Below are 23352 nucleotides of genomic sequence, written 5' to 3'. Positions count from 1 at the left end.
ACGTGGGGCAAGACGCTATGACCAAACATATTCTCAAGGTCGCGGTCGGCGGATTTGGTGCGATCGGCAAGGCGGTTGCATCGGCGTTGGATCGGGGCATCGACGGGCTGGAACTGGTCGCGGTGTCAGCGCACGATGTTGCAAGGGCCAAGGCCCATATGGCGGATCATTTTCAGAACAGCTACGACGTGCGTCCGCTGGAAGAACTCTCTCAGGCCGCCGACGTGATCGTTGAATGCTGCCCCGCCCATTTGCTGGACCGGGTTGCCCGACCGGCACTGGAGGCGGGCAAAATCGTGGTGGTGATTAGCGTCGGAGGGTTGCTCGCAAACCCGCATCTAAAGGACATCGCCGCCCGAACGGGTGGTCGGATTCTTGTGCCGTCCGGCGCGCTGCTGGGGTTGGACGCCGTGCAGGCCGCCGCGCAGGGCAAAATTGATAGCGTGACGATTGTGACCCGCAAGCCGCCTTTCAGTCTGAAAGGCGCGCCTGCGATCACGCGGATGGGGCTGGACCTTGACCAAGTGACCAAACCGGTTCGGTGTTTCGCGGGGTCGGCGCAAGAGGCGATCAAGGGTTTTCCGGCAAATACCAACGTTGCGGTGGCACTGGGCCTTGCCGGGATCGGCACCGACCGCACGCAGGTCGAGGTCTGGGCCGACCCAACCCTGGACCGCAACACACACAGTATCACCGTCGTCTCCGACAGCGCCACAATGACCATGAAAATCGAGGGCATCCCGTCAGAGGACAACCCGCGAACCGGCCGGATCACGCCGCTCAGCGTGATCTCGACTCTGAAAAGGCTGACGGCCCCGTTGGTGATCGGGGCCTGAGAGCGGCGCGATCAATCCGCGACTTTGACGATCTGCTTGCCGGTGTTGCCGCCTTTCAGCATCGCCATGAATGCACCGGGTGCGTTTTCCAATCCTTCGGCGACATCTTCCAAAAAGACCAGCTCGCCCGCCGCGACCTTGGGCGAGACTTCCTGAAGGAAAGCCGGGAAATTCGCCCAGTGATCGAAGATGATAAAGCCATTGACCGACAGCCGTTTGACAAGGATCGACCGCCAGACACCGGGCAGGCGGTCGGCGCAATCCTCGGTTCCGCCGTACCACGAAATGGCTCCGCAGATCGGGATGCGGCCATGCGTGTTCATCAGCGGCAGCACCGCTTCCAGAACCTTTCCGCCGACGTTTTCCCAATAGATATCAATGCCGTCAGGAGCCTCGGCGGCGATTGCCTTGCGCAGGGCAGAGGCGTCGTCAAAGGCGCGGTGGTCGATGGCGGCGTCAAAGCCGAAGGTCTCTATCGCAAGGCGGCATTTCTCGGCTCCGCCCGCGATGGCAACGGTCCGCAGGCCAGCCGCCTTGGCCAGTTGTCCCACCAGCGACCCCACCGGCCCGGTGGCCGCCGCGACCACAAGTGTTTCGCCCGCCTTGGGGCGACCGTATTCGCGCAGGCCTGTCCACGCGGTAAAGCCCGGCATCCCCAGCACGCCAAGGGCAGTGGAAGGGGGCAGGGCGGCGTCCAACCGCCGCACTTCGCTCACGGGCAGCACCGCGTGGCTGGCCCAACCGGTCATGCCGGTGACCATGTCGCCGGGCGTGAAGTCACCACCGCGCGCCTCGATGACCCGGCCGACTCCCTGACCGGTCATGGTGCCGTCGATCTGGACCGAAGGTGCATAGCTTTTGACGTCATCCATTCGGCCACGCATATAGGGATCAAGCGAAAGCTGGGTGACTTCGATCAAGACCTCGCCATCGGCGGGTGCGGGCATCGGATCGGCCTTGAGGGCGAAATCCTCGGAAACCGGGTGGCCCGAAGGCCGCCGGGCGAGGGCAATGCGCTGCATCTGGCTGGACATAGAACTTCCTTGCGTCACTATTTGGGAAAAACGGTTGCACGCGGGGCGCGCTCTCGCACAGTCTAGCGGGACGTTCGCTGACGGCAAGGGAGGGCTGGATGCAAGGTACGATGATGCACATGCCGCTGAGGATCATCGAGATTCTCGATTACGCGGCACAGGCGCACCCGGGGGCAGAGATCGTCTCGGTGCGCACCGAAGGCGATATTCACCGCGAAACCTATGCCCAGGCTTATGCCCGGGCCGCTCAACTGGCGCATGCGCTTGCGGGTCTGGGTGTTAAGCAGGGCGACCGGGTCGCAACTCTGGCGTGGAATGGCTACCGGCACTTTGAGCTTTATTATGCTGTCTCTGGCATGGGAGCGGTCTGTCACACGATCAACCCCCGCCTGTCTGCGGAACAGATGTTGTACATTATCGAACACGCGGGGGATGAGGTGCTGTGTGTCGACCTCACCTTTGTGCCGATTATCGAGGCGCTGGCAGAGCATCTGCCTAAGGGGTTGAAACTGGTGGCGCTTACCGATCGGGCGCACATGCCGGACAGCACGCTGGACTGGCATTGCTATGAGGATATGCTGGCAGGTCAGTCGCAGACCTTTGACTGGCCGCTGGTGTCCGAGGATGCGGCGGCGGGCCTGTGTTATACATCCGGCACCACCGGGCATCCCAAGGGTGCGCTCTATTCGCATCGCTCGACGGTGCTGCACGCGCTGTTTCTGTCGATCTCGGTGCCTCGGTCATTGCACGAGGGATCGCATATCCTGCCCGTGGTGCCGATGTTCCATGTCAACTCCTGGGGGCTGCCCTATGCGGCACCGCTGGCCGGCGCGTCATTGATCATGCCCGGCGGTAAGCTGGACGGGGCGTCGGTCTTTGACCTGATGGAGAATGAGGGCGTGACAGCCGCTTGGGGCGTGCCGACAGTCTGGCTGGGACTCAGGGCCGAGATCGAGGCGCGCAACGCCATGCCCTCGGCGCTTGATCAATTGGTGATCGGCGGATCGGCGGCACCGCGACCAATGATCGAGTTTTTCGAGAAGCGTGGCGTGGATGTCTGCCATGCATGGGGCATGACAGAGATGAGTCCGGTTGGAACGCACGGGCAATTGTCAAAATCCATGCTGGGTCTGCCTTTCGAACAGCGCATGGCCACCAAGGCCAAGCAGGGGCGTCGGGTGTTCGGGGTCGAGTTGAAGATTTCCGACGACAACGGTCGCGCGTTGCCGCAGGACGGCAAGGCGGTGGGTGAGCTTTATGTCCGCGGAAACACGGTGATTTCGGGCTATTTCAACAATGAGGACGCAACACAGGCGGCCTTTGATACCGAAGGTTGGTTCGGGACTGGCGATGTGGCCAGCATCGACCCTCAGGGGTTCCTGTACATACAGGACCGCGCAAAGGACCTGATCAAGTCGGGCGGCGAGTGGATCAGTTCGCTGGATCTGGAGAATATCGCGATTGCCCATCCCAAGGTCGCCAACTGCGCGGTGATTGCGGTGCCGCATCCGAAATGGGATGAGCGGCCTTTGCTGGTGGTTGTGCCGCGCGATGCAGGCGATCCGCCCACGCTGGAGGAGATTCACGAGATGCTGCAGGAGCACATGGCGAAATGGCAGTTGCCCGATGCGATGGAGTTTGTCGAAGACCTGCCGCTGACCGCCACCGGCAAGGTGTCCAAGCTGACGTTGCGGCAGCGGTTTGCCGGTTACGTGTTGCCCGATGCTGGCTGATGACCTGCGTGACCTTGCCCCGCGCGAAAGCGCCTGGGTGACGCTGGATGCGGCGCGGGTCAAGGCATTTGCCGATGCCACCGAAGACTGGCAGTTCATCCATCTTGATGAGGAACGGGCCTCGAAAACCGCCTTGGGCGGGACCGTGGCGCATGGCTTTCTGACGTTGTCGATGCTGTCGATGATGTCCTATCAGGTGATGGAAGGAGTCCCCGGCATCCTGTCCAGTGTGAACTATGGCTTTGACCGCATCCGCTTTGTCTCACCCGTTCGGGTCGGGCACAGGGTGCGGGGGAGGTTTACCGTGGCCAGTGTCGACGAAGGCGATGGCTGGCTGGATGTGCATTGGGACGTGGAGGTCGAGATAGAGGGCGCGGCGCGGCCGGCCCTCGTGGCGAACTGGATCACACGTATGTACTTGGGATAGGGCGCCGCCCGCGCGGTTTTCGGCGCGTCGCCCCACCCGCCCACCCGCGCGCGCCGAAAACCGCGCGGGCGGCTTGAGACCATCGAGGAGGGATCATGGATCTTGGAATGACGGAGCGGGTGAAGCCGCTGGTGGTGCAGGTGCGCCGGATGATCGAGGAAGAGATCGCGCCGCTGGATGCGGAGTTTCACGCGCTGGTGGGGACGCATCCGACCGGTGACAGGTTCAAGCATGTGCCACGACAGTTGGAGATCCTTGACGGGCTGAAAGCCACCGCCAAGGCAAGGGGGTTGTGGAACTTCTGGCTGACCGGATCGGACCGTGGCTATGGGTTGAGCACGGTGGAATATGCCTATCTCGCCGAGGAGATGGGCAAAGTTGGCATCGCGGCTGAGGTGTTCAATTGCAGCGCGCCGGATACCGGCAACATGGAGGTATTGGAACGTTACGGTGCCGACTGGATGAAAGAGCGTTGGCTGACGCGTTTGCTGGCAGGTGAGATCCGTTCTTCTTATGTGATGACCGAACCTGATGTCGCCTCTTCCGACGCCGCACAACTGGTGTTCGAGGCGAAACGGGATGGCGACGACTATGTCCTGAACGGCGAGAAATGGTGGATCAGCGGGGCCGGTGACCCGCGCTGTGGTCTGTACATCGTGATGGCCTGCACCGACCCGGATGCGGCGAAACATTCCCGACACACGATGTTCGTGATGGACCCGGACACACCGGGGATCGAGGTTTTGCGCCCGATGCAGGTCTTTGGGCAGGATGACGCGCCACATGGGCATATGCATCTGCGGTTCACCGATGTGCGCATCCCCGCGACGCATGTCGTGCTGGGTGAGGCACGCGGGTTCGAGGTGGCGCAGGGGCGGCTGGGGCCGGGCCGGATACACCACTGTATGCGCGCCATCGGACAAGCTGAAAAAGCGCTGGAGATGATGTGCATGCGCGGGCTGTCGCGTGAGGCCTTTGGCAAGCGGATCGCCGACCTTGGCGCGAACTATGACATTATCGCCAACGCGCGGATGGATATCGAGATGGCGCGCCTGCTGTGCCTCAAGGCCGCTTGGATGATGGATACGGCGGGCGTGCGTGCGGCGCAGCCTTGGATTTCCAAGATCAAGGTGGTCGCCCCCCTGATGGCTGGAAGAGTCGTCGACGAGGCGATTCAGTTGCACGGCGCAGGCGGGATCAGTCAGGACTATGACCTTGCGACCATGTGGACACATATCCGCACGTTGCGGTTCGCCGATGGTCCCGATGCGGTCCACCGGCGACAGGTGGCGCGGGCGGAACTGCGCAAATACGCCAATGAGAAGATCTGACTCTGCCATTTCAAGGGCGGCATGTTCGGAGACAAGGCACCGGAGGCGGCATGGACAGGGATGAGCTGACACGTGTGGCGGCGTGGATGGAAACCGCTGTGGACGGGTTTCAACCCCCTGTCAGCGCTGAGAAATTCGATGTCGGCCAGTCCAACCCGACCTACCGGCTAAGCAGCCCCTCGGGCAGTTACGTGCTGCGGCGCAAGCCGCCGGGCGTGTTATTGAAGTCTGCTCATGCGGTGGACAGGGAATTTCGTGTGCAACGGGCGCTGGCCGGGACGTCGGTGCCAGTGCCGCGCATGTATGCGCTGTGCGAGGACGACAGCGTTCTGGGGTCGATGTTCTACGTCATGGAGCACATCGACGGTCGCAATCTGGTTGACCCCTCTCTGCCCGGTGAGACCGTCGACGGGCGGGCGGCGATCATGGATGAGATGAACCGGGTTCTGGCGGCGATCCATGATGTTGATCTGTCGGCCGCGGGATTGGACGACTACGGCGCGCCGGGGAATTACCACACCCGCCAGTTGGGGCGTTGGACCAAGCAATACCGGGCGTCCGAGACAGAAAACCTGCGCGACATGGAAACGCTCATATCATGGCTGGCAGGGGCGTTGCCCGAAGACGACGGGCAGCGCACGCTGGTGCATGGCGACTACCGGATCGACAACATGCTGTTTGCTGTTGACCGGTCGGACTGCGTGGCGGTGCTGGATTGGGAACTGTCGACTCTGGGGCACCCCTATGCCGACCTTGCTGGCGTGTTGATGCAGTGGCAGCTGCCGCCGGGGGCTGAGGGGCGCGGGCTGGCCGGTGTGGATCGCGCGGCGCTGGGGCTGCCTTCGGATGAGGATTTTGTCGCCGCCTATTGCGCGCGGCGGGGCATCGACGGGATCGAGGGATTGGGCTTTTACGTCGCCTTTGCCTTTTTCCGGATGGCCGCGATCCTTCAGGGGGTCAAGAAACGCGCCCTTGACGGCAACGCGGCGAACCCGGAAAAGGCATTGAAACTGGGTGCTTATGTGCCCCGGTTTGCGCAATTGGGACTGGAGGCCCGGCACCGATATGGATGAGGCGTTCCGCGAAGATCCCTATGCTTTTGCCGCTCACATCGGGATGCAGATGACCGAGTGGCGTGCAGGATATGCCGCCTTTGATGTGCCGCTGGAGACCTTTTTGATGAACCGGCATGGCAATCCGCATGGCGGCGTTCACGCCTCTTTGCTTGACACGGTCATGGGCTATGCAGGGTGCTGGACCGGTGATCCCGATCGGCGGCAGATGTGCCTGACCTTGACCCTGAACGTGCAATACCTGTCGCGCCCGAAAGGCGTGGTGTTGAAGGGCGAGGGATGGAAAACCGGCGGTGGCAAAAGCAGCTTTTTCGCCGAGGCGCAGATTACCGATGAGACAGGTGAGCTGATCGCCAAGGGAACGGGTGTTTTCAAGTATCGGGGGTGAGGTCAGGTCCGCCTTGTGCGAATCATGGTTAATCACCCGAAATACAAGCATTTTTCCGAGTCACAACATATGCACAACCGATGCACAATCCATGCACAGGGATGCGCTGAACTGGCAGGTTAACGGGGCGTGCGCCGGGGGGGCCTCAGCGATGCCGCTGCACCAGTCCCGGCAGGTCCGCGAAATCCGAAAACCGGGCGGTATGGGGCAGCGCCTCGACCGGGGTCTTGCGGTAGCCTTCGGTGTAGAGCAGGAACGGAACCTTGCCCCGCCGCGCGGTTTCTGCGTCGGTTTCGCTGTCGCCGACATAGAGCGCCTGTGCCGCTCCGTCGAGCGCGGCGAACAGCATCTCGGGGTCGGGCTTGCGCGTGGGCAGGCTGTCGCCGCCGATCACGATGTCAAAGAACCCGTCCAACCCGGTGTCGCGCAGGGCCGCGCGGGTGGCCTCTATCGGTTTGTTGGTGCAGAGCGTCAGGCGAAACCCCTGCGCCTTGAGAGCGGTCAGCGCGTCGCGCGCACCGGGATAGACCGAGGCCGGATCAGAGGGCGTGCCGACATAATGCGCCATGGTGCGGCGAGACAATTCGGCGTGATGTGACTGCGGCGCGCCGATATGGTCCAGCACCTGTTCCAGCAGGATCGGCAGGCCGCGTCCGACAAAGCCTTGGGTGTCTTCTTGGCTGACGGGCGGCAGGTTCATCTCTTCCAGCGCCCGTGAGACGCCGTAGTGGATATGCCCGACGCTGTCGATCAGGGTGCCGTCGAGGTCAAAGGCGATGGTGAGGCTCATGCGGATAGCGTGGTGGCGGCCATGCGGATGGCGCGGATGTTGTCGCCGTAGGGTCCGGGGGTCTCGACCGAGCCGCCCTTGAACACGGCAGAGCCCGCGACCAGCACGTCAGCGCCTGCGTTCACCACCAAAGGTGCTGTTTCGGGGGTCACGCCGCCGTCGATCTCGATATGCACGGGGCGGTCGCCGATCATGGCGCGCAGGGTGCGGATCTTGTCGGTCATGTCGATGAATTTCTGCCCGCCGAAGCCGGGGTTCACGGTCATCACACAGACAAGATCGGCGAGGTCCAGCAGGTGTTCGACGGCCTGCGCCGGTGTGCCGGGGTTCAGCGCCACGCCCGCCTTCATCCCGGCGGCGCGGATCGCTTGCAGGGTGCGATGAGTGTGCGGTCCGGCCTCGACATGGGCGGTCAGGATGTCGGTGCCCGCATCGGCGTAGGCATCGATGTAGGGATCAACCGGCGCAATCATCAGGTGCACGTCCATGACCGTCTTTACGTGTTTGCGGAACGCTTTGACGGCGGGCGGGCCAAAGGTGAGGTTTGGCACAAAGTGCCCATCCATCACGTCGACGTGGATCCAGTCGGCGCCCTGCGCCTCGATCGCCTGAATTTCGCGCCCGAAGTCGGCGAAATCGGCGGACAGGATCGAGGGGGCGATTTTCACGGAGCGGTCAAAGGGCATGGGGCATCCTCGGGTTCGTGGTCACGCGCCCCGGACCTGATCCGGGGCCTCTGGCTTGTGGCGGCTGCGAGGTTCCGGGTCAAGCCCGGTACAGGGGAGTCAGTATCCGGCGGCCCGGTCCACCACATGCAACAGTGGCGCGCCGGTCTCATTGCGGCGGATATTGTCGGCAATGACTCGCGCCGCCGTCTCTGGCCGGGTGGTGGAGGCTATGTGCGGGGTCACGGTGACCTTTGGGTGGGTCCAGAACGCGTGATCGTCGGGCAGTGGTTCGGTGCGGAAGACATCCAGCGTGGCATGGCCGATCTGTTCGCTGTCCAGCGCCGCCAGCAGCGCGTCGTCATCGATCAGCGGGCCGCGTCCGGGGTTCAGGATCATGGCTCCGGGGGCCATCAGGGCCAGCGTTTCGGCATGGATCACATTGGTTGTGGCCGGTGTGTCGGGCAGCAGCAGAATGACAATCTGGGCATCGGTCAGCGCCGCGCGCAGCCCGTCCTCCCCGGCAAAAGTGGTGATGCCGGGCAGGGTCTTGGGTGACCTGCTCCATCCGCTGACGGGAAATCCCAATGCGATCAGGGCGCGGGCGCAGGCCTGCCCCAGCGCGCCGAGGCCAAGGATGGTGACAGGGCGGTCCGCCGACAGGGGCGGCGGGGTCGCGTCCCAAGTCCGGTCCGGGTTCACGATATGCGCATCCATCCCCAAATGATGGCGCAGCGTGTGGCCAGTGACCCATTCCACCATCCCCTGCGTCAGCCCGGCCTCATCGACCATGCGGGTCAGCGGGGCCTTCAGTGTGTCATTGCCCACGACCCCTTCGACCCCGGCCCAGAGGTTCATCACGGCCTTGAGCCGGGTGTAGGGGGTGAAATCCTGCACGTCCGAGTTGGGCGCGTAGACGATATAGTCGACCTCTTCGGACGCAAATGCGGTGCCCAGCGCATAGGACAGGCCGGTGGCGTCGAGCGCGGCGCTGAGGGGGGCCTCATAGTCTTCCCAGCTTTCAGAGCGGGCGGCAAAAAGGATGTTGGGCATGTGGCGGACTCCCTGACTGTGTTGCCGCCTGCTTAGACGAGGTTGCCGGGGAAGGGAAAGCCGTCAGGCCTGTCTTGGCCGATGGATATGTGCGCTTTGCACCATGCCAAAGGCCAGCATCAGCACCAGCATCGCGGAACCGCCATAACTGACCATCGGCAGCGGCACACCGACCACAGGCGCAAGCCCCATGACCATCGACATGTTGACCGCAAAGAACAGGAAAAAGGTCAGTCCGACGCCAAGGATCAGCAGCGAAGAAAAACGGTCCCGATTCTGGACCGCCGCGACGATGCAGAACAGCAGGATCAGCACATAGAGCGCCAGCAGCGACACCCCCCCGATAAAGCCAAATTCTTCGGCGAGGGTGTTAAAGATGAAATCCGTGTGCTTTTCCGGCAAGAAGTTCAGGCGGCTTTGTGTGCCTTGCATAAAGCCGCGCCCGGTCCAGCCGCCGGATCCCATGGCGATCTTGGCCTGCGTGATGTGATAGCCCGCGCCCAGCGGGTCTGACGAGGGATCAAGGAAGGTGTCGATGCGGCGGAACTGGTAATCCTCCAGCATCTGCCAGTCTGTGCCGCGCGACTGGAACACCGCCCAGATGCCCCCGCCCGCCGCGCCCAGAACGGTCGCGAAATAGAGCCAGTGCACGCCTGCGAGGAACATCATCAGCGCGCCCGCGGTCATTAGCAGGATCGCCGTGCCAAGGTCGGGCTGGGTCAGCACCAGACCTGTGGGCAGCAGGATGATCAGGATCGGGATCAGCACCCACAAGGGGCGCGAGGTCCGGCTGAGGGGCAGGCGATCGTAATACGCGGCCAGCAACATGACCATTGCGATCTTCATGACCTCGGAGGGTTGCAACCGCATGAATCCCAGGTCGATCCAGCGCTGCGCCCCCATGCCGACGGCCCCGAACAATTCGACCATGATCAGCAGGCCCAGCGACCCGATATAGGCCACCAGAGCCATGTTGCGCCAGAAGTAGATCGGCACCATGGCCACGATAAACATCAGCGCCAGTCCCAGACCGAACCGTTTGATCTGCGGTTCGGCCCATGGGCTGAAAGAGCCGCCAGCAACCGAATACAGCATCAGAAAACCGACACCCGCCACCGCACCCAGCAGCACCACTAGCGGCCAGTTCAGATACAGGATCTTGCGCCAGCCGGTCGGGACCGTCTTTACGTTGTATTCAAGATAGGTCACGCGCTGTCGCTCCCGCCGGTGCGGCGCAGGGCGCGCTCCCGCGCGAGCCGTTCCTGCTGCGCCTTGACGCGGCGGCGGTCGGCGGTCGGGTAGGCCTCCAGTGGCGGATCCTCACCATAGAGCGCCTGTAGCGTGATATCGCGGGCGATGGGGGCAGCGGCGGTGCTGCCGCCGCCGCCGTGTTCGACCACCACCGACACCGCGATGCGCGGATTGTCGTACGGCGCGAAGTTGACGAACAGCGCGTGGTCGCGGCGATCCCAAGGCAGATCGTCGTTCGAGGTCACGCCCCGCGCGCGCTCTGCGGCGGTGATGTTGCGGACCTGACTGGTGCCGGTCTTGCCCGCCATGCGCAGCCCTTCGGCCACGATCCGCGAACGATAGGCGGTGCCGTGGCGATGGTTCGACACGGCATACATGGCGCGGCGCACCTGCAGCAGGTGGTTGGGGTTCAGGCCAAGGTCCGGTGCGGCGCGGCGTGGGGTTTCGATTCCGTCCACGCTTTTGACAAGGCGCGGCGTGATCGCGCGCCCGGTGGCAATGCGGGCCGACATGACGGCAAGCTGCAAGGGAGAGGTCAGCACAAAACCCTGACCGATGGCGGCGTTGACGGAATCGCCGATCACCCAATCGGCCCCGCGTTCGCGCAGTTTCCACGCCTTGTCAGGGACCAGCCCGCTGGTCACCGCCGACATGGGAATGTCATGCGCTTCGCCCATGCCCAGCTTGCGCGCCATGGCGGCAATGCGTTCGATCCCGACCTTGAGCGCCAGTTCATAATAGTAGACGTCACAGCTTTCGCGCAGGCTCTGTTCAAGGGTCATGTGGCCGTGGCCGACGCGCTTCCAGCAGTGGAACTTGCGTCCGCCGACCTCTAGGTGGCCGGGGCACCAGACCGTGTCGTCTGGTGTCATCAGGCCCGCGTCCATTGCTGCAAGTGCCGTAACCATCTTGAAGGTGGAGCCGGGCGGATAGGCGTCCTGCACCGTCTTGGAGGCCAGAGGGCGGTGATCGTTGTCGCGCAACTCACCGTAATCCTTGACGGAAATGCCGCGCACAAACTTGTTGGGGTCGTAAGACGGCGACGAGGCGATGGCCAGCAGGTCGCCATGTTCCAGATCCATCACGACAACAGAGGCGCTGTCCGGTCCCAGCCGTGCCTGTACGTAGTCCTGCAAGGCGGTGTCGACGGTCAGTTGCAGATCGGCCCCGGCCACGCCTTCGCGCCGGTCAAGCTCGCGCATGACCCGGCCCACGGCGTTGACCTCGACCCGTTTCGCGCCAGCGCTGCCGCGCAGCTTTTCCTCATACTTTGCCTCGACCCCGACCTTGCCGATCTGAAAGCGCGGGATGCGCAGGACCGGCGGCGGGTCCTCGTAACGGCCCAGATCACGCTCCGAGACCGGACCGACATAGCCCGCCACGTGGGCATAGAGATCGCGGCTGGGATAAAAGCGGCTGAGGCCGACCTCTGTCGTCACGCCGGGCAGGGCGGGGGCGTTGACGGCGACGCGGCTGATGTCCTCCCACGTGACGCGGTCGGCCACGGTGACGGGAAAGAAGGGCGGCGTGCGCTCCATCTCTGCCAAGGCCCGGTTGAGGTCGTCTTCGTCCAGTTCGACCAGTTGGCCCAGACGGCGGATGACCGTGGCCACGTCGCCTGCGTCCTCGCGCGTCAGGGTGATGCGGTAGGTCTGTTCGTTTTCGGCAATGACCCGCCCTTCGCGGTCAAAGATACGGCCACGACCGGGCGGTATGAGCCGGATGTTGATGCGGTTCTCTTCGGCGAGCAGGCGGAATTCATCGGCCTGATCCACCTGCATGTGTCGCATCCGCAGCGCCAGAACACCGGCAAAAACCAGCTGACCGCCGCCAAGGATCAGCCCGCGCCGGGTGACCCGGCGGGCGCTTTCCTGGGTTTCGCGTGGCGTACGTCTCATAGCGGGCGTCCCGTGTGGTCATATTCTCCGGGCGCGCTGCGGCGCACACCCAGAGCCAGATAGCTGATCGCGGCGATCAGCGGGTAGATCGCAACTGTCATACCATATTGCATCACCCATAGAGAAAGCATTCCCGGCGTCACGATCAAGACCGCCAAAACGACGCGGTAGATCACGGTGATGACAAACAGGCCGGTGGCGGCGGTGATCCATTCCGCCGCAAAGGTGTTTTCGCGCACCTGCCGTCCGCGCACCTTGAGCCATTCGGAGGCGAGCAGCACCAGCAGCGCCCAGAGCCCGGGCGGCCTGTGGAACAGGAAATCCGCCAGCAGCATCACCCCGGCCACCGACAGCATGGGCACATAGTCGGGACGGCGCAGCGCCCAGGCAAAGGTGAGGGCGGTCAGCACATCTGGTCCGGCGATGCGCGAGGGCATGATCTGCAACGGCAGCAGGTGAAAGAAAAAGATCACAAGCGCGAGACCGAAGTAGGTCGCCCGCATGGTCCAGAGCCGTGCGGGGCTGTTGTCAGCCATCCCCCGCGCCCTCCGGGGCCGCGTCAGGGGCAGTAGTCACCGGCGGACCACCCGCATCGGGCAGGTTCTCTGGCAGGATCAGGGAAGAGGGCGACTCTACCCGGCGGGTGCCGTGATCGCGCAGAACGCGCAGGAACTCCAACCGTTCGTAATCGGCTGCCAGCCGGACGCGCAGGCGACCGCCCGGATCTTCGGCGACTTGCCCGATCAACAGGCCGGGCGGAAAGACCTCACCGTCGCCGGTGGTCACGATCCGGTCGCCGGGGCGGACCAGATCGGGGTTTTCCAGAAAGTCGATGGGCGGGGCAGAGGTGTTGTCGCCGGCGATCAGCGCGCGCTGGCCAGATGGCTGGATTTCCGCCGGAATGCGGCTGGTGGCGTCGGTCAGCAGGATCACGCGGCTGGTGTTTGCGCCCACACCGGACACGCGCCCGACAAGGCCGATGCCGTCCATCGTGGCCCAGCCGTCGACGATCCCATCGCGTGAGCCCACGTTGATCAGCACCGATTGCCGAAACGGAGAGCCGCTGTCCGCCAGAACTACAGCAGTGATAAAGGTCAGACGCGGATCCAGCCGGACGTTGTTGAGATCGCGCAGACGGGCGTTTTCCTGTTCCAGCTGCAAAGCTGCCTCTTTCCAGGCGGTCATCTTGCGCAGCTCGCGGCGCAGTTCTTCGTTTTGTTCGTAGAGGCGCTGATAGCTCTGAAAGTCGCGGACCAACCGGACAGAGGCGGTGACCGGCGCCATCGCCCAGTCCATACGCGGCACCACCGCATCCACGACCTGTGCGCGAAATCGTTCGACGCGCGGGCTGTCGATCCGCCAAAGCAGGAAAACGCCGGTCAGCGAGAGCGCCAGCACGACCAGAAGCAACCGCCTGAGCGGGCCGGTGAAATCGTCCTGTGCATTGCGGTCGCTGGCCAAGGGTCCCTCGCATCGGGTTTGGCGGATATTACAGGATGCCTTGGTTCAGATACAGCGGGTGATGGCGAGAAACGATTTTTCGCCGAAAAATCGCCTCACCTTCCGGCAGTTCTCAGCTATCGTAATCGATCGCGTGGCGCAGTTGTTTTTCGTATTCCAGTGCCTTGCCGGTGCCCAGTGCGACGCAGTTTAGCGACTCGTCGGCGATGGACACGGCCAGTCCGGTCTGTTCGCGCAGTGCCAGATCCAGATCGCCCAGCAGCGCGCCGCCGCCGGTCAGCATCACGCCACGGTCGACGATGTCGGCGGCCAGATCCGGTGGGGTCGCCTCAAGCGCGGTCATCACCGCCTCGCAGATCGCCTGCACCGGCTCGGACAGGGCCTCGGCCACCTGGGCCTGGCTGATCTCGGTTTCCTTGGGCACGCCGTTCAGCAGGTCGCGACCGCGAATCTGCATGGACGACCCGCGCCCGTCGTCGGGCATCCGCGCGGTGCCGATCGAGGTCTTGATCCGCTCGGCGGTGGATTCACCGACCAGCAGGTTTTGCTGACGACGCAGGTAGTTGATGATTGCCTCGTCCATACGGTCACCACCGACGCGGACGGAGCGCGCATAGACGATGTCGCCCAGCGACAGCACCGCAACCTCGGTTGTGCCGCCGCCGATGTCCACAACCATGTTGCCGGTCGGGTCGGTGATCGGCATGCCCGCACCGATGGCCGCGGCGATGGGTTCGGCGATCAGGCCCGCCTTGCGCGCGCCTGCGGACAGGACCGATTGGCGGATGGCGCGTTTTTCAACCGGGGTGGCACCATGCGGCACGCAGACGATGATCTTGGGCTTTGAGAACGTGGACCGGCGGTGCACCTTGCGGATGAATTCCTTGATCATCGCCTCGGCGGTGTCGAAATCCGCGATCACGCCCTCGCGCATCGGGCGGATTGCCTCGATGCTGCCCGGTGTGCGTCCCAGCATCAGTTTGGCGTCTTCACCGACGGCGAGGACTTTCTTGACGCCGTCCTTGATGTGGTAGGCAACGACGGAGGGCTCGGACAGAACAATTCCTTTTCCCTTGACGTAGACCAGCGTGTTCGCAGTCCCAAGGTCGATGGCCATGTCCGAAGAGAACAGGCCAAGGAGTTTATCCATGCCAAACATTTTGTTATTGCCCCATTGCCTCATTGGCCCGCGACTCTTCCAGTCCGGGCCAGCGCTCTTATAGGCCTGAGGCGGTTGATGCGGAAGGGGGGCGGGGCGGCAAATCAGCGGGGAATTGCCACATGCCGCCCCTGCAACAGAACAAAGTCAATCGAGACCGCGATTTACCCGGATCTGCGTCGGCGTCACCGGCACCGTCTCTGTCGGAGCCAGCGCCATCTTGGCGGGAAGAGAGCGGGGCATTTCGCCTTCCGGTGCCTCTGCGAGGCTGCGAATGCCGCTCAGATCGACGGTTTGAAAGAAGCGTTCGATATGGTGGACCGGCGCGCGGGCGGTCACCATCACGTCAATTTCGCCGAGCCTTGCCTTGAAGACGCGCAGACGATGCGGCCGGAGTCCGTTGTCGGCCATCTCGATGGGGCCGCGCACCTCGACCCAGCGGACTCCCTGATAGGTTGCGTGTTCGCTGCGCTGGTCGACAAGGTTAAAGTGGCGCTCCATCGCCTTTATGAAGGGGGTCCAGTAAGGATGCACGATCCGGCGGGCCGGGTCATCGACATCCAGTCCGATCACGCCCTGATCATTGATGTAGACCATTGACGTATCGGCCAGAAACGCCTCCCAGAGCGCCTCATCGGTCTGGGTCAGTCCGACAGGGCGGGGCAGATGCCGCGTTGCCCGCAGGATTTCACGATCATAGGCAAGGGATTGTTCGCGGCTGTAAAGAAAGCCTTCGTGGTCCGCGGACCAAGATTCCGCATTCCAACCAGCCGGTGCCGGAGGCAACGCGGCCGCCACAACAGAAGACTTGCGCAGGACCAGCCCAACGATGCCGCCCTGAGCGCCGAAACGCGTCATCAGGGTCTGAACGTACTGCGGCCCGCCAAAGTCTGCGTCCGACCGGGACCATTGGGTGGCATAGTCGATGGAAAAGATACCCAAACCGGCAAGCCCGGCCAGTGCGAATACACCGATGGTCTTTGCGAAAGACATGAAAAACTCCTGTACAACCTATGCCTGCAGTCCTGACGCTGGTTAGCGGCAGGACTTTGGCGGAGAGGCGACAAATTCGAGGAACCGTCGACCTGATGAGCCATTCAAAAACGTTTGACAGGTCACCGAATACAGGCGGAAGGTAAGGTCAGTTTTTTCGACAAAAAGCGAAAGGAACCCCCATGAAACGATTTTTAACAATGATCCTTGCCAGCCTGATTGCCAGCCAGGCGGTTGCCGATTCCTGTTGGGACCACAACGGTTCGGTCATGCGTTTGCAGGCGCAGGGCAACAACCGCTGGCTCAGCTATGAGACCACGCCGCACAGCTGGCAATGGCCCGCGGGTGTGCGCCCCGGCACGTTGTTGTTCAACGGAGTCAAGAACGGCAATTGGTACTCGGGAACCGCGCGGGTTTTCTCCAGCGCCTGCCCCGGCAGCCCGAGCGAATACCATGTCGAAGGGCCGGTTGCGCCCAACCAGTTGCGTGTTCAGGTGAGCGGAAACCGTCAGGTCTTTCAGAACTGCCAGCCAACCGGCCAGTGGAAGACCGACACGCTGGTCTTTACTTATCTCTACGACTGCTGAGCGCACCAAACGGCCCCCGTTAATGGGCCCCGGATCGCCGCGCAAAGGCGGTTCGCCCCCGTTTGCCCGGTAATTTTCTTCTGCCGCCCCGTGCCTTGCCCGGGGCGGCGTCGTTTTCCCCACCTGAGATGTCGGGCGCGCGCGGCGCGGCTTTGCGCGGCGCGCTATGCAGATTTTCAAAGAACGGGAGAGTCGTGTCATGAAAACCCATGTCAAAGCTTTGGTTGTCGGCGGCGGCGCCGTCGGCACGTCGATTGCCTATCATCTGGCCAAGGCGGGCTGGGACGATGTGATGCTGCTGGAACGCGATGAGCTGACGTCTGGCAGCACATGGCACGCGGCAGGCCTGCTGCCCTATTTCAACATGTCCTTTGCCACCACCCACATTCACGACTACTCGATCCGGTTCTACAAGACGCTGGAGGAAGAGACCGGGTTGAACGCGGGCTTTTCCGTGGTTGGCAATCTGCGCATGGCGCAGACGCAAGAGCGCATGGACGAATACATGCTCTATGCCTCGACCGCAGAGACCTGCGGCGTGCCCTATGAGTGGATGACGCCCGCGCAGATCAAGGACCGCTGGCCGCTGATCAACACTGAGGATCTGAAAGGCGCGCTGTATCACCCGACCGATGGCTACATTAACCCCGCCGACGTCACGATGGCGATGGCCAAGGGCGCGCGCCAGCGCGGCGTTTTGATCGAGCGCAAGTGGCAGGTCGATGGCTATGCCTGGACCGGGTCCGAGTGGCAGGTCACCATCACCAAGATGGTCGAAAGGGGTGGCAACCTTGTCCCCAGCGACGAGCAGAAGGTGATCACCGCCGAACATGTGGTCACCGCCACCGGCAACCACGCGCAGCGCACGGCGCAGCTTTTGGGCATCAAGATCCCGGCCATTCCGGTGGAACATCAGTTCATCGTGATGGAGCAGGACCCGGCGTTGGTGGAGTTCCGCAAGAGCAACCCGGAGCACCCGGTGATCCGCGATGCTGACGCGCAATCCTATGTGCGTGAGGAACGCGGCGGCTGGATTTTGGGCGTCTATGAGAAAAACGCGCCTGCGCGCTTTGCCTATGGTGTGCCGGACAGTTTCCGCGCCGATCTGTTCCAACTCGATCTGGAGCGGATCGAAGAGCAGTATATGGCGATGATCCATCGCGTGCCGTCCTGTGAGACCTGCGGGCTCAAGGACGATTTCAACGGTCCGATCTGCTACACGCCCGACGGGAACCCGCTGCTGGGCCCCGCGCCGAGGCTGCGCAATATGTGGCTGGCCGAAGGGTTTTCTTTTGGCATCACCGCCGCCGGTGGCACCGGGCACTACCTTGCGCAACTGATGGTTCAGGGAGAGGCCGAGATCGACATGGCCAGCCTCGACCCCAAGCGGTTCGGTGGATGGATGACCACCGAATACGCCAGCCGCAAGAACGAAGAAGCCTATGAGCACGTCTACATCCTGCACCACCCGGATGAGGAACGCCCCGCCGCCCGTCCGCTGCGCACAGCGCCCGCCTATGACCGGCAAAAGGCGCTGGGCGCGCAGTTCGGCTGTGTGAACGGCTGGGAGCGGCCCAACTATTACGGCCCTCTGGATGCGCCGGAAACCTTTGATCACGATGCGCGGTCATTCCGCCGTGGCGGTTGGTGGCAACATGCGGTGGAAGAGGCAAAGGCCATCCGCGAAGGCGTGGGCCTGATCGACGCCACCGCCTTTACCAAGCATATCGTCGAAGGGCCGGGGGCGACCGCTTTTCTGGACTGGTTCACCTGCAACAAGCTGCCAAAGGTCGGCCGCATCAACCTGACCTATGCGCTGACCAGCTTTGGCACCACACGCACCGAATACACCATCGTGCGGCTGGCTGAGGACAAGTATTACCTTGTCTCCGCCGGGGCATGGACGGCCTATGACAGCGACTTCCTGCAAAAAGCGATTGAAGACAAGCGGGACGAATTCGGCTGGATTTCCTGCCATGATGTGACCACGCAATGGGGTGTCTTTGCCATCGCCGGGCCGAAATCGCGCGATGTCCTCAGGGAGATCGTCAAAGACGCTGACCCGGACACCGCGCTGAGCAACAAGCGGTTTCCGTGGCTGACGATGCGCAACATTGAACTGGGCATGGTGCCGGTCATGGCGATCCGCGTGGCCTATACCGGTGAGCTGGGCTGGGAATTGCACCACCCCATCGAGATGCAGAACAACCTGTGGGATCAGCTAATGACCGCAGGCGAAAAGCACGGGATGAAGCTGGTCGGCGCGCGGGCGCAGAACTGGCTGCGGCAGGAAAAATCCTACCGCGCCTTCGGCAACGAGTTGGGCCGCGATGCGACCCCGCTGGAGGCGGACCTGCCGCGTTTTGTCGATCTGTCGAAGGATTTCCACGGTAAGGCCAAGCTGGAGGACACCGGCATCCGCTCCACATGCGTCACCCTGCTGATTGACGGCCCGGCTGATGCTGACCCATGGGGGCGGGAGGCGCTGTATGCGCAGGATGGCACCCGTGTCGGGCGGCTGACCTCTGGCGGGTATTCTGTCCACTTCGGCAAGAGCATCGGTATGGGCTATGTCAAACCGGAACATGCCGCCGAAGGCACGGCGCTGAAGGTCAAGATGCTGGACCAGCTTTGGGACGCCACCGTGACCCATGACAGCCCCTATGACCCGAAAAACGAGGTGATCCGCAAGGATGGGTGAGCCTCGGCCACCTTGCCACAGGCGCAGGGCCGGATATGTTGACAGGAAACAGGGCGCACTCCGCGCCCTTTTTCATGGAAAGGAGCGGACATGGGACTGAACGTCTATCTTTCGGGGGAAATCCACACCGACTGGCGTGAGCAGATCATTGAAGGCGCGCAGGGGCTGGACATCACCTTTAACGCACCGGTGACGGACCACGCCGCAAGCGACGATTGCGGCGTTGCGATCCTTGGCGAGGAACCCGACAAGTACTGGCATGACCACAAGGGCGCGATGGTCAACGCGATCCGCACCCGTAAGGGGATTGCCGATGCCGATGTCGTGGTTGTGCGCTTTGGCGACAAGTACAAGCAGTGGAACGCTGCCTTTGACGCGGGCTGTGCCAGTGCGTTGGGCAAGTCGCTGATCATCTTGCAACCGCCGGAACATGACCACGCTCTGAAAGAGGTGGACGCCGCCGCCTTGGCCGTTGCCCGCACGCCGGAGCAAGTGGTGCAGGTGTTGCGCTACGTGCTGACAGGAACGCTGCCGGGATGACGGATACCCGCGCCGCCCCCTTATGTCCGAGGCAAAAGGGGGCGGTCGGTCTTTGTCCCGGTCTGGATCAGCCCTCGCGCGGAGGCGTGTTCAAACCCTTCTGCACCGCCGGGCGCGCAAGGAACCGATCCAGATAAGCGACCGCATTGGGATGGTCCGCCCAGCCAACCACGTCACGCGTGCCGTAAAACTCCAGTGCGCGCAGCCAAGGGGCGATGGCGATATCGGCGATGGAATAGTCACCGGCAATCCAGTCGCGCCCGTCAAGTTGCGTTTCGACGACGTTCAACAGGCGCTTGGCCTCGTTGATGTAGCGGTCCCGTGGGCGCGGATCCTCGATTTCTGACCCGGCGAACTTGGAGAAATAGCCATGTTGGCCAAGCATCGGACCCAGACCGCCCATCTGGAACATCAGCCACTGGGTGATCGTGTGGCGGTCTGTTGCCGTCTCGCCGAACAGTTTCCCGGATTTCTCGGCCAGATACAGCAGGATCGCACCGCTTTCGAACAGGGCCAGCGGCGCGCCGTCTGGCCCGTTGGGGTCGATGATCGCGGGGATCTTGTTGTTGGGATTGAGGCTGAGGAACTCCGGGCTTTTCACATCCTTGTCCGACAGGGTGACGAGATGAGCCTCGTAAGGCAGGCCGGTCTCTTCCAGCATGATCGAAACCTTCACGCCGTTTGGCGTGGGAAAAGAGTACAGCTGGAGTCGGTCTGGGTGCTCTGCGGGCCAACGGGCTGTGACGGGATGGGTGGCGAGATCGAACATGGGAGGGGCCTTTTCTGCGTTTCGGGGGAAACCTAGGCATCTTTTTCCCTGTTTCACAGGTCGCTGGATGTGCGATTGCGCAGGCCTGCTACACAAGGGGAGCGCACGTCCGGTGAAAAACCGACGGCGCCGGAACAAGGGAACAACGGAATGCTTCAGGAATTCAGGGACTTTATCGCCAAAGGCAATGTCATGGACATGGCCGTCGGTATCATCATCGGCGCGGCCTTTACCGCGATCGTCGCCTCGCTGGTGGGCGATATCATCAACCCGATCATCGCGCTGTTCACCGGCGGCATCGACTTCTCGGGCTGGTTCTATGCGCTGGACGGCAAGGAATACGCCTCGATTGCAGCGGCAGAAGAGGCCGGCGCGTCGATCTTTGCCATCGGCCGCTTTGTCATGGCGATCATCAACTTCCTGATCATCGCCTTTGTGGTCTTCATGCTGGTCAAGACGGTCAACCGGATCAAGGATGCCGCTTCGAAACCCGAAGAGGCGGTCGAAGAAGCGCCCAAAGGGCCGAGCGAGGTCGACCTGCTGATCGAAATCCGCGATTCTCTGAAGGCGCGCGGCTGAGGCTGCCCAATCGCGGGTGGCGATCCCGTCGCCGCTATTTTTTGAAGTCAGGACTTGCCCCGGCGGACGTTGTGTCGCCGGGGCTTTTTCGTCGGTATCAGTCTTTGATCAGCAGCTCGGGTGACGTGACGTCCAGACCCTGTGCTTCGCCGACTGCGGCATAGGTCAGTTTGCCTGCGTGTACGTTCAGCCCGTTCAACAGGTGCGGGTCATCGGCGCAGGCCTGTTTCCAGCCTTTGTCCGCCAGCGCCAGCATGAACGGCATTGTCGCGTTGCCCAGGGCGATGGTCGAGGTCCGCGCGACAGCACCCGGCATGTTGGCCACGCAATAGTGCATGATCCCGTCCACATCGTAGATCGGATCGGCGTGTGTGGTGGCCTTTGAGGTCTCGAAACAGCCGCCCTGATCAATGGCCACGTCGACCAGAACGGCACCCGGCTTCATGGTGGGGAAATCCGCACGTTTGACCAGTTTCGGCGCAGCGGCTCCGGGGACCAGCACCGCACCGATGATCATGTCCGCCAGTGTCAGATGCTCGGCCAGCAGGCCAGCGCTGGAATAGCCGGTGCGGAAGAGGCCGCCAAAGACATCGTCGAGGTACCGCAGCCGGGGCAGGGAGCGGTCAAGCACGGTCACATCCGCGCCCATGCCAGCGGCGATGCGCGCGGCATGGGTGCCGACGACGCCGCCACCGATCACCACGACCCGCGCCGGGCCCACACCGGGAACGCCGCCCATCAGCACGCCGCGCCCGCCATTGGCCTTTTGCAGGGTCCAGGCACCGACTTGCGGCGCCAAACGGCCCGCAACCTCAGACATGGGCGCCAGCAGGGGCAGACCGCCACGGGCGTCGGTCACTGTCTCGTAGGCGATGCAGGTCGCACCGGAGGCTAGCAGGTCCTGTGTCTGCTCCGGATCGGGGGCGAGGTGCAGGTAGGTGAACAGCAGTTGCCCCTCGCGCAACATGGCGCGCTCGACGGCCTGCGGTTCCTTGACCTTTACGATCATGTCCGCTGCGGCAAAGATTTCCTCTGCCGTATCCGCCATGCGCGCACCGGCCTCGGTGTAATCGGCATCGGTGAAACCGGCTCCCATGCCGGCACCCGTCTGCACGATCACCTCGTGGCCGTGATCCACGGCTTCGCGGGCGGCATTGGGTGTCAGGCCGACACGGAACTCTTGGGGTTTGATCTCTGTTGGGCAACCGATTTTCATGGCGAATCCTCCTCGCGTTATGCGCGCGAGTATGTCAGCCGAGGCTTGCAAACGGCTCTCTACCTTGCTTTCACTAAAGGCAGGAGGCGCACGATTTTGCGGCGAACGATCAATTCTGACGGAGGTTCTTGCGCGTATGGCACTCGATGAGACAGACCGGCGCATTCTGCGGGTGATCCAGCGCAAGGGGCGGATTTCAAACGCCGACCTGTCCGAGGCGGTGCATCTGTCGCCCTCTGCCTGTCACAGACGGGTGCAGCGGCTGGAAACCGAAGGGTATGTGCGTGACTACGTGGCGTTGCTGGACGCCCGGAGGATGGGCTTTCCGGCGACGGTTTTTGTCGAGATCAAGCTGACGGCGCAGGCGGACGAAGTGCTGGAGGCGTTTGAAAGGGCCGTAGCACGGGTGCCTGCGGTGCTGGAGTGTCACCTGATGGCCGGGACGGCGGATTACATCCTAAAGGTCGTGGCCGAAGACACAGAGGATTTCGCCCGCATCCACCGCCAGTATCTGACCCGCCTGCCCGGCGTGGCACAGATGCAAAGCTCTTTTGCGTTGCGGACGGTATTTCGTACGACGGCCTTGCCAGTGTGAGGTCGGGCAGGGCGCGACATACCCAAGGCGTGTATTCAGCATGGCCGGCCGTGTCCCTTTGGTCGTCTGCCCGGAGGTATTTTGACCAGAGAAAAAGCCGAGTAGTCAGTCCTGTTTCGGGTGGTCGTCGTATTCGCCCGACAGGATTCGCTGCGCGTCGCCCTCGGGATCATCATACTGGTTCGACCGCAGGGTAAATACGAAAAAGGCCAGTCCTACGCCGCCAAGAACCAGCGAAATCGGGATCAGGTAGGTCAGCACATTCATTCTGGC

The 23352-nt window shown here is 62.8% G+C and carries 24 protein-coding genes; 11 read left to right on the top strand and 13 right to left on the bottom strand.

Annotation, left to right across the window (positions count from 1 at the left end; all coding sequences use genetic code 11):
* Positions 1-17: 17 nt before the first annotated feature.
* Entirely contained in the window at positions 18-836 is an 819-nt protein-coding gene (locus VOI21_RS13685; protein ID WP_323770483.1) for an aspartate dehydrogenase, read from the top strand.
* Positions 837-847: 11 nt separating this feature from the next.
* Here the strand turns inward: VOI21_RS13685 and VOI21_RS13680 are convergent, their stop codons facing one another.
* Positions 848-1870, bottom strand: a complete 1023-nt coding sequence (locus VOI21_RS13680; RefSeq protein ID WP_323770482.1) for an NADP-dependent oxidoreductase — start codon at positions 1868-1870, stop codon at positions 848-850.
* 98 nt (positions 1871-1968) lie between these two features.
* On the opposite strand from VOI21_RS13680, the gene VOI21_RS13675 reads away from it, so the two are divergent.
* From VOI21_RS13675 to VOI21_RS13655, 5 genes are all read left to right on the top strand, one after another.
* Entirely contained in the window at positions 1969-3603 is a 1635-nt protein-coding gene (locus VOI21_RS13675) for a long-chain fatty acid--CoA ligase (RefSeq protein ID WP_323770481.1), read from the top strand.
* Complete coding sequence (locus VOI21_RS13670) at positions 3593-4030, top strand: MaoC family dehydratase (RefSeq protein WP_323770480.1); 438 nt, start codon at positions 3593-3595, stop codon at positions 4028-4030. Before VOI21_RS13675 ends, VOI21_RS13670 begins: the two co-directional genes overlap by 11 nt.
* A 95-nt stretch (positions 4031-4125) precedes the next feature.
* Positions 4126-5361 carry an acyl-CoA dehydrogenase family protein gene (locus VOI21_RS13665; RefSeq protein ID WP_323770479.1) on the top strand — a complete coding sequence of 412 codons (1236 nt, stop codon included), beginning with the start codon at positions 4126-4128 and terminating at the stop codon, positions 5359-5361.
* 50 nt (positions 5362-5411) lie between these two features.
* A complete protein-coding gene (locus VOI21_RS13660; RefSeq protein WP_323770478.1) occupies positions 5412-6434 on the top strand; it encodes a phosphotransferase family protein in 1023 nt (340 codons plus the stop codon).
* On the top strand, positions 6427-6822 hold the full coding sequence (locus VOI21_RS13655; protein ID WP_323770477.1) for a PaaI family thioesterase: 396 nt from the start codon (positions 6427-6429) through the stop codon (positions 6820-6822). The genes VOI21_RS13660 and VOI21_RS13655 overlap by 8 nt, the downstream gene beginning before the upstream one ends.
* A 145-nt stretch (positions 6823-6967) precedes the next feature.
* Here the strand turns inward: VOI21_RS13655 and VOI21_RS13650 are convergent, their stop codons facing one another.
* The 9 genes from VOI21_RS13650 to VOI21_RS13610 all read right to left on the bottom strand — a co-directional run bounded on the left by VOI21_RS13650 (position 6968) and on the right by VOI21_RS13610 (position 16092).
* On the bottom strand, positions 6968-7612 hold the full coding sequence (locus VOI21_RS13650; RefSeq protein WP_323770476.1) for an HAD-IA family hydrolase: 645 nt from the start codon (positions 7610-7612) through the stop codon (positions 6968-6970).
* Positions 7609-8298 carry a ribulose-phosphate 3-epimerase gene (gene rpe / locus VOI21_RS13645; protein WP_323770475.1) on the bottom strand — a complete coding sequence of 230 codons (690 nt, stop codon included), beginning with the start codon at positions 8296-8298 and terminating at the stop codon, positions 7609-7611. The genes VOI21_RS13650 and rpe overlap by 4 nt, the downstream gene beginning before the upstream one ends.
* Before the next feature lie 99 nt (positions 8299-8397).
* Entirely contained in the window at positions 8398-9330 is a 933-nt protein-coding gene (locus VOI21_RS13640) for a glyoxylate/hydroxypyruvate reductase A (protein WP_323770474.1), read from the bottom strand.
* A gap of 63 nt (positions 9331-9393) precedes the next feature.
* The gene (gene rodA / locus VOI21_RS13635; protein WP_323770473.1) at positions 9394-10539 is read right to left on the bottom strand and encodes a rod shape-determining protein RodA; all 1146 of its coding nucleotides are present in this window, start codon (positions 10537-10539) and stop codon (positions 9394-9396) included.
* Positions 10536-12479, bottom strand: a complete 1944-nt coding sequence (mrdA, locus tag VOI21_RS13630; protein ID WP_323770472.1) for a penicillin-binding protein 2 — start codon at positions 12477-12479, stop codon at positions 10536-10538. The genes rodA and mrdA overlap by 4 nt, the downstream gene beginning before the upstream one ends.
* A complete protein-coding gene (locus tag VOI21_RS13625) occupies positions 12476-13015 on the bottom strand; it encodes a rod shape-determining protein MreD (RefSeq protein ID WP_323770471.1) in 540 nt (179 codons plus the stop codon). The genes mrdA and VOI21_RS13625 overlap by 4 nt, the downstream gene beginning before the upstream one ends.
* The gene (gene mreC / locus VOI21_RS13620; RefSeq protein ID WP_323770470.1) at positions 13008-13940 is read right to left on the bottom strand and encodes a rod shape-determining protein MreC; all 933 of its coding nucleotides are present in this window, start codon (positions 13938-13940) and stop codon (positions 13008-13010) included. The genes VOI21_RS13625 and mreC overlap by 8 nt, the downstream gene beginning before the upstream one ends.
* A gap of 112 nt (positions 13941-14052) precedes the next feature.
* Positions 14053-15099 (bottom strand): rod shape-determining protein, encoded by a 1047-nt coding sequence (locus VOI21_RS13615; protein WP_089277421.1) that lies wholly within the window; start codon positions 15097-15099, stop codon positions 14053-14055.
* A 147-nt stretch (positions 15100-15246) separates the two neighbouring features.
* Positions 15247-16092, bottom strand: a complete 846-nt coding sequence (locus tag VOI21_RS13610) for a hypothetical protein (protein ID WP_323770469.1) — start codon at positions 16090-16092, stop codon at positions 15247-15249.
* Positions 16093-16274: 182 nt separating this feature from the next.
* Between VOI21_RS13610 and VOI21_RS13605 the strand changes: the two genes are divergently transcribed.
* From VOI21_RS13605 to VOI21_RS13595, 3 genes are all read left to right on the top strand, one after another.
* Positions 16275-16679, top strand: coding sequence for a hypothetical protein (locus VOI21_RS13605; protein WP_323770468.1), 405 nt, complete (start codon positions 16275-16277; stop codon positions 16677-16679).
* Positions 16680-16878: 199 nt separating this feature from the next.
* Positions 16879-19380, top strand: coding sequence for an FAD-dependent oxidoreductase (locus VOI21_RS13600; RefSeq protein ID WP_323770467.1), 2502 nt, complete (start codon positions 16879-16881; stop codon positions 19378-19380).
* A gap of 90 nt (positions 19381-19470) precedes the next feature.
* On the top strand, positions 19471-19920 hold the full coding sequence (locus VOI21_RS13595; protein WP_323770466.1) for a YtoQ family protein: 450 nt from the start codon (positions 19471-19473) through the stop codon (positions 19918-19920).
* A gap of 67 nt (positions 19921-19987) precedes the next feature.
* Here the strand turns inward: VOI21_RS13595 and VOI21_RS13590 are convergent, their stop codons facing one another.
* Positions 19988-20689, bottom strand: coding sequence for a glutathione S-transferase family protein (locus VOI21_RS13590; protein ID WP_323770465.1), 702 nt, complete (start codon positions 20687-20689; stop codon positions 19988-19990).
* Positions 20690-20839: 150 nt separating this feature from the next.
* Between VOI21_RS13590 and mscL the strand changes: the two genes are divergently transcribed.
* Positions 20840-21268, top strand: coding sequence for a large conductance mechanosensitive channel protein MscL (gene mscL / locus VOI21_RS13585; RefSeq protein WP_323770464.1), 429 nt, complete (start codon positions 20840-20842; stop codon positions 21266-21268).
* Between the two features lie 97 nt (positions 21269-21365).
* On the opposite strand, the gene ald is transcribed toward mscL, so the two are convergent.
* Positions 21366-22484 carry an alanine dehydrogenase gene (ald, locus tag VOI21_RS13580; protein ID WP_323770463.1) on the bottom strand — a complete coding sequence of 373 codons (1119 nt, stop codon included), beginning with the start codon at positions 22482-22484 and terminating at the stop codon, positions 21366-21368.
* A gap of 136 nt (positions 22485-22620) precedes the next feature.
* Between ald and VOI21_RS13575 the strand changes: the two genes are divergently transcribed.
* Entirely contained in the window at positions 22621-23079 is a 459-nt protein-coding gene (locus VOI21_RS13575) for an Lrp/AsnC family transcriptional regulator (protein ID WP_323770462.1), read from the top strand.
* Positions 23080-23184: 105 nt separating this feature from the next.
* On the opposite strand, the gene ccoS is transcribed toward VOI21_RS13575, so the two are convergent.
* On the bottom strand, positions 23185-23346 hold the full coding sequence (ccoS, locus tag VOI21_RS13570; RefSeq protein ID WP_323770461.1) for a cbb3-type cytochrome oxidase assembly protein CcoS: 162 nt from the start codon (positions 23344-23346) through the stop codon (positions 23185-23187).
* Positions 23347-23352 lie beyond the last annotated feature (6 nt).

Origin of the sequence: Antarctobacter sp., from assembly GCF_034670325.1 — a bacterium.
GTDB lineage: Bacteria > Pseudomonadota > Alphaproteobacteria > Rhodobacterales > Rhodobacteraceae > Antarctobacter.
The sequence above is the reverse complement of the archived record's forward strand: the minus strand, read 5'-3'. Positions and strand labels throughout refer to the sequence as shown.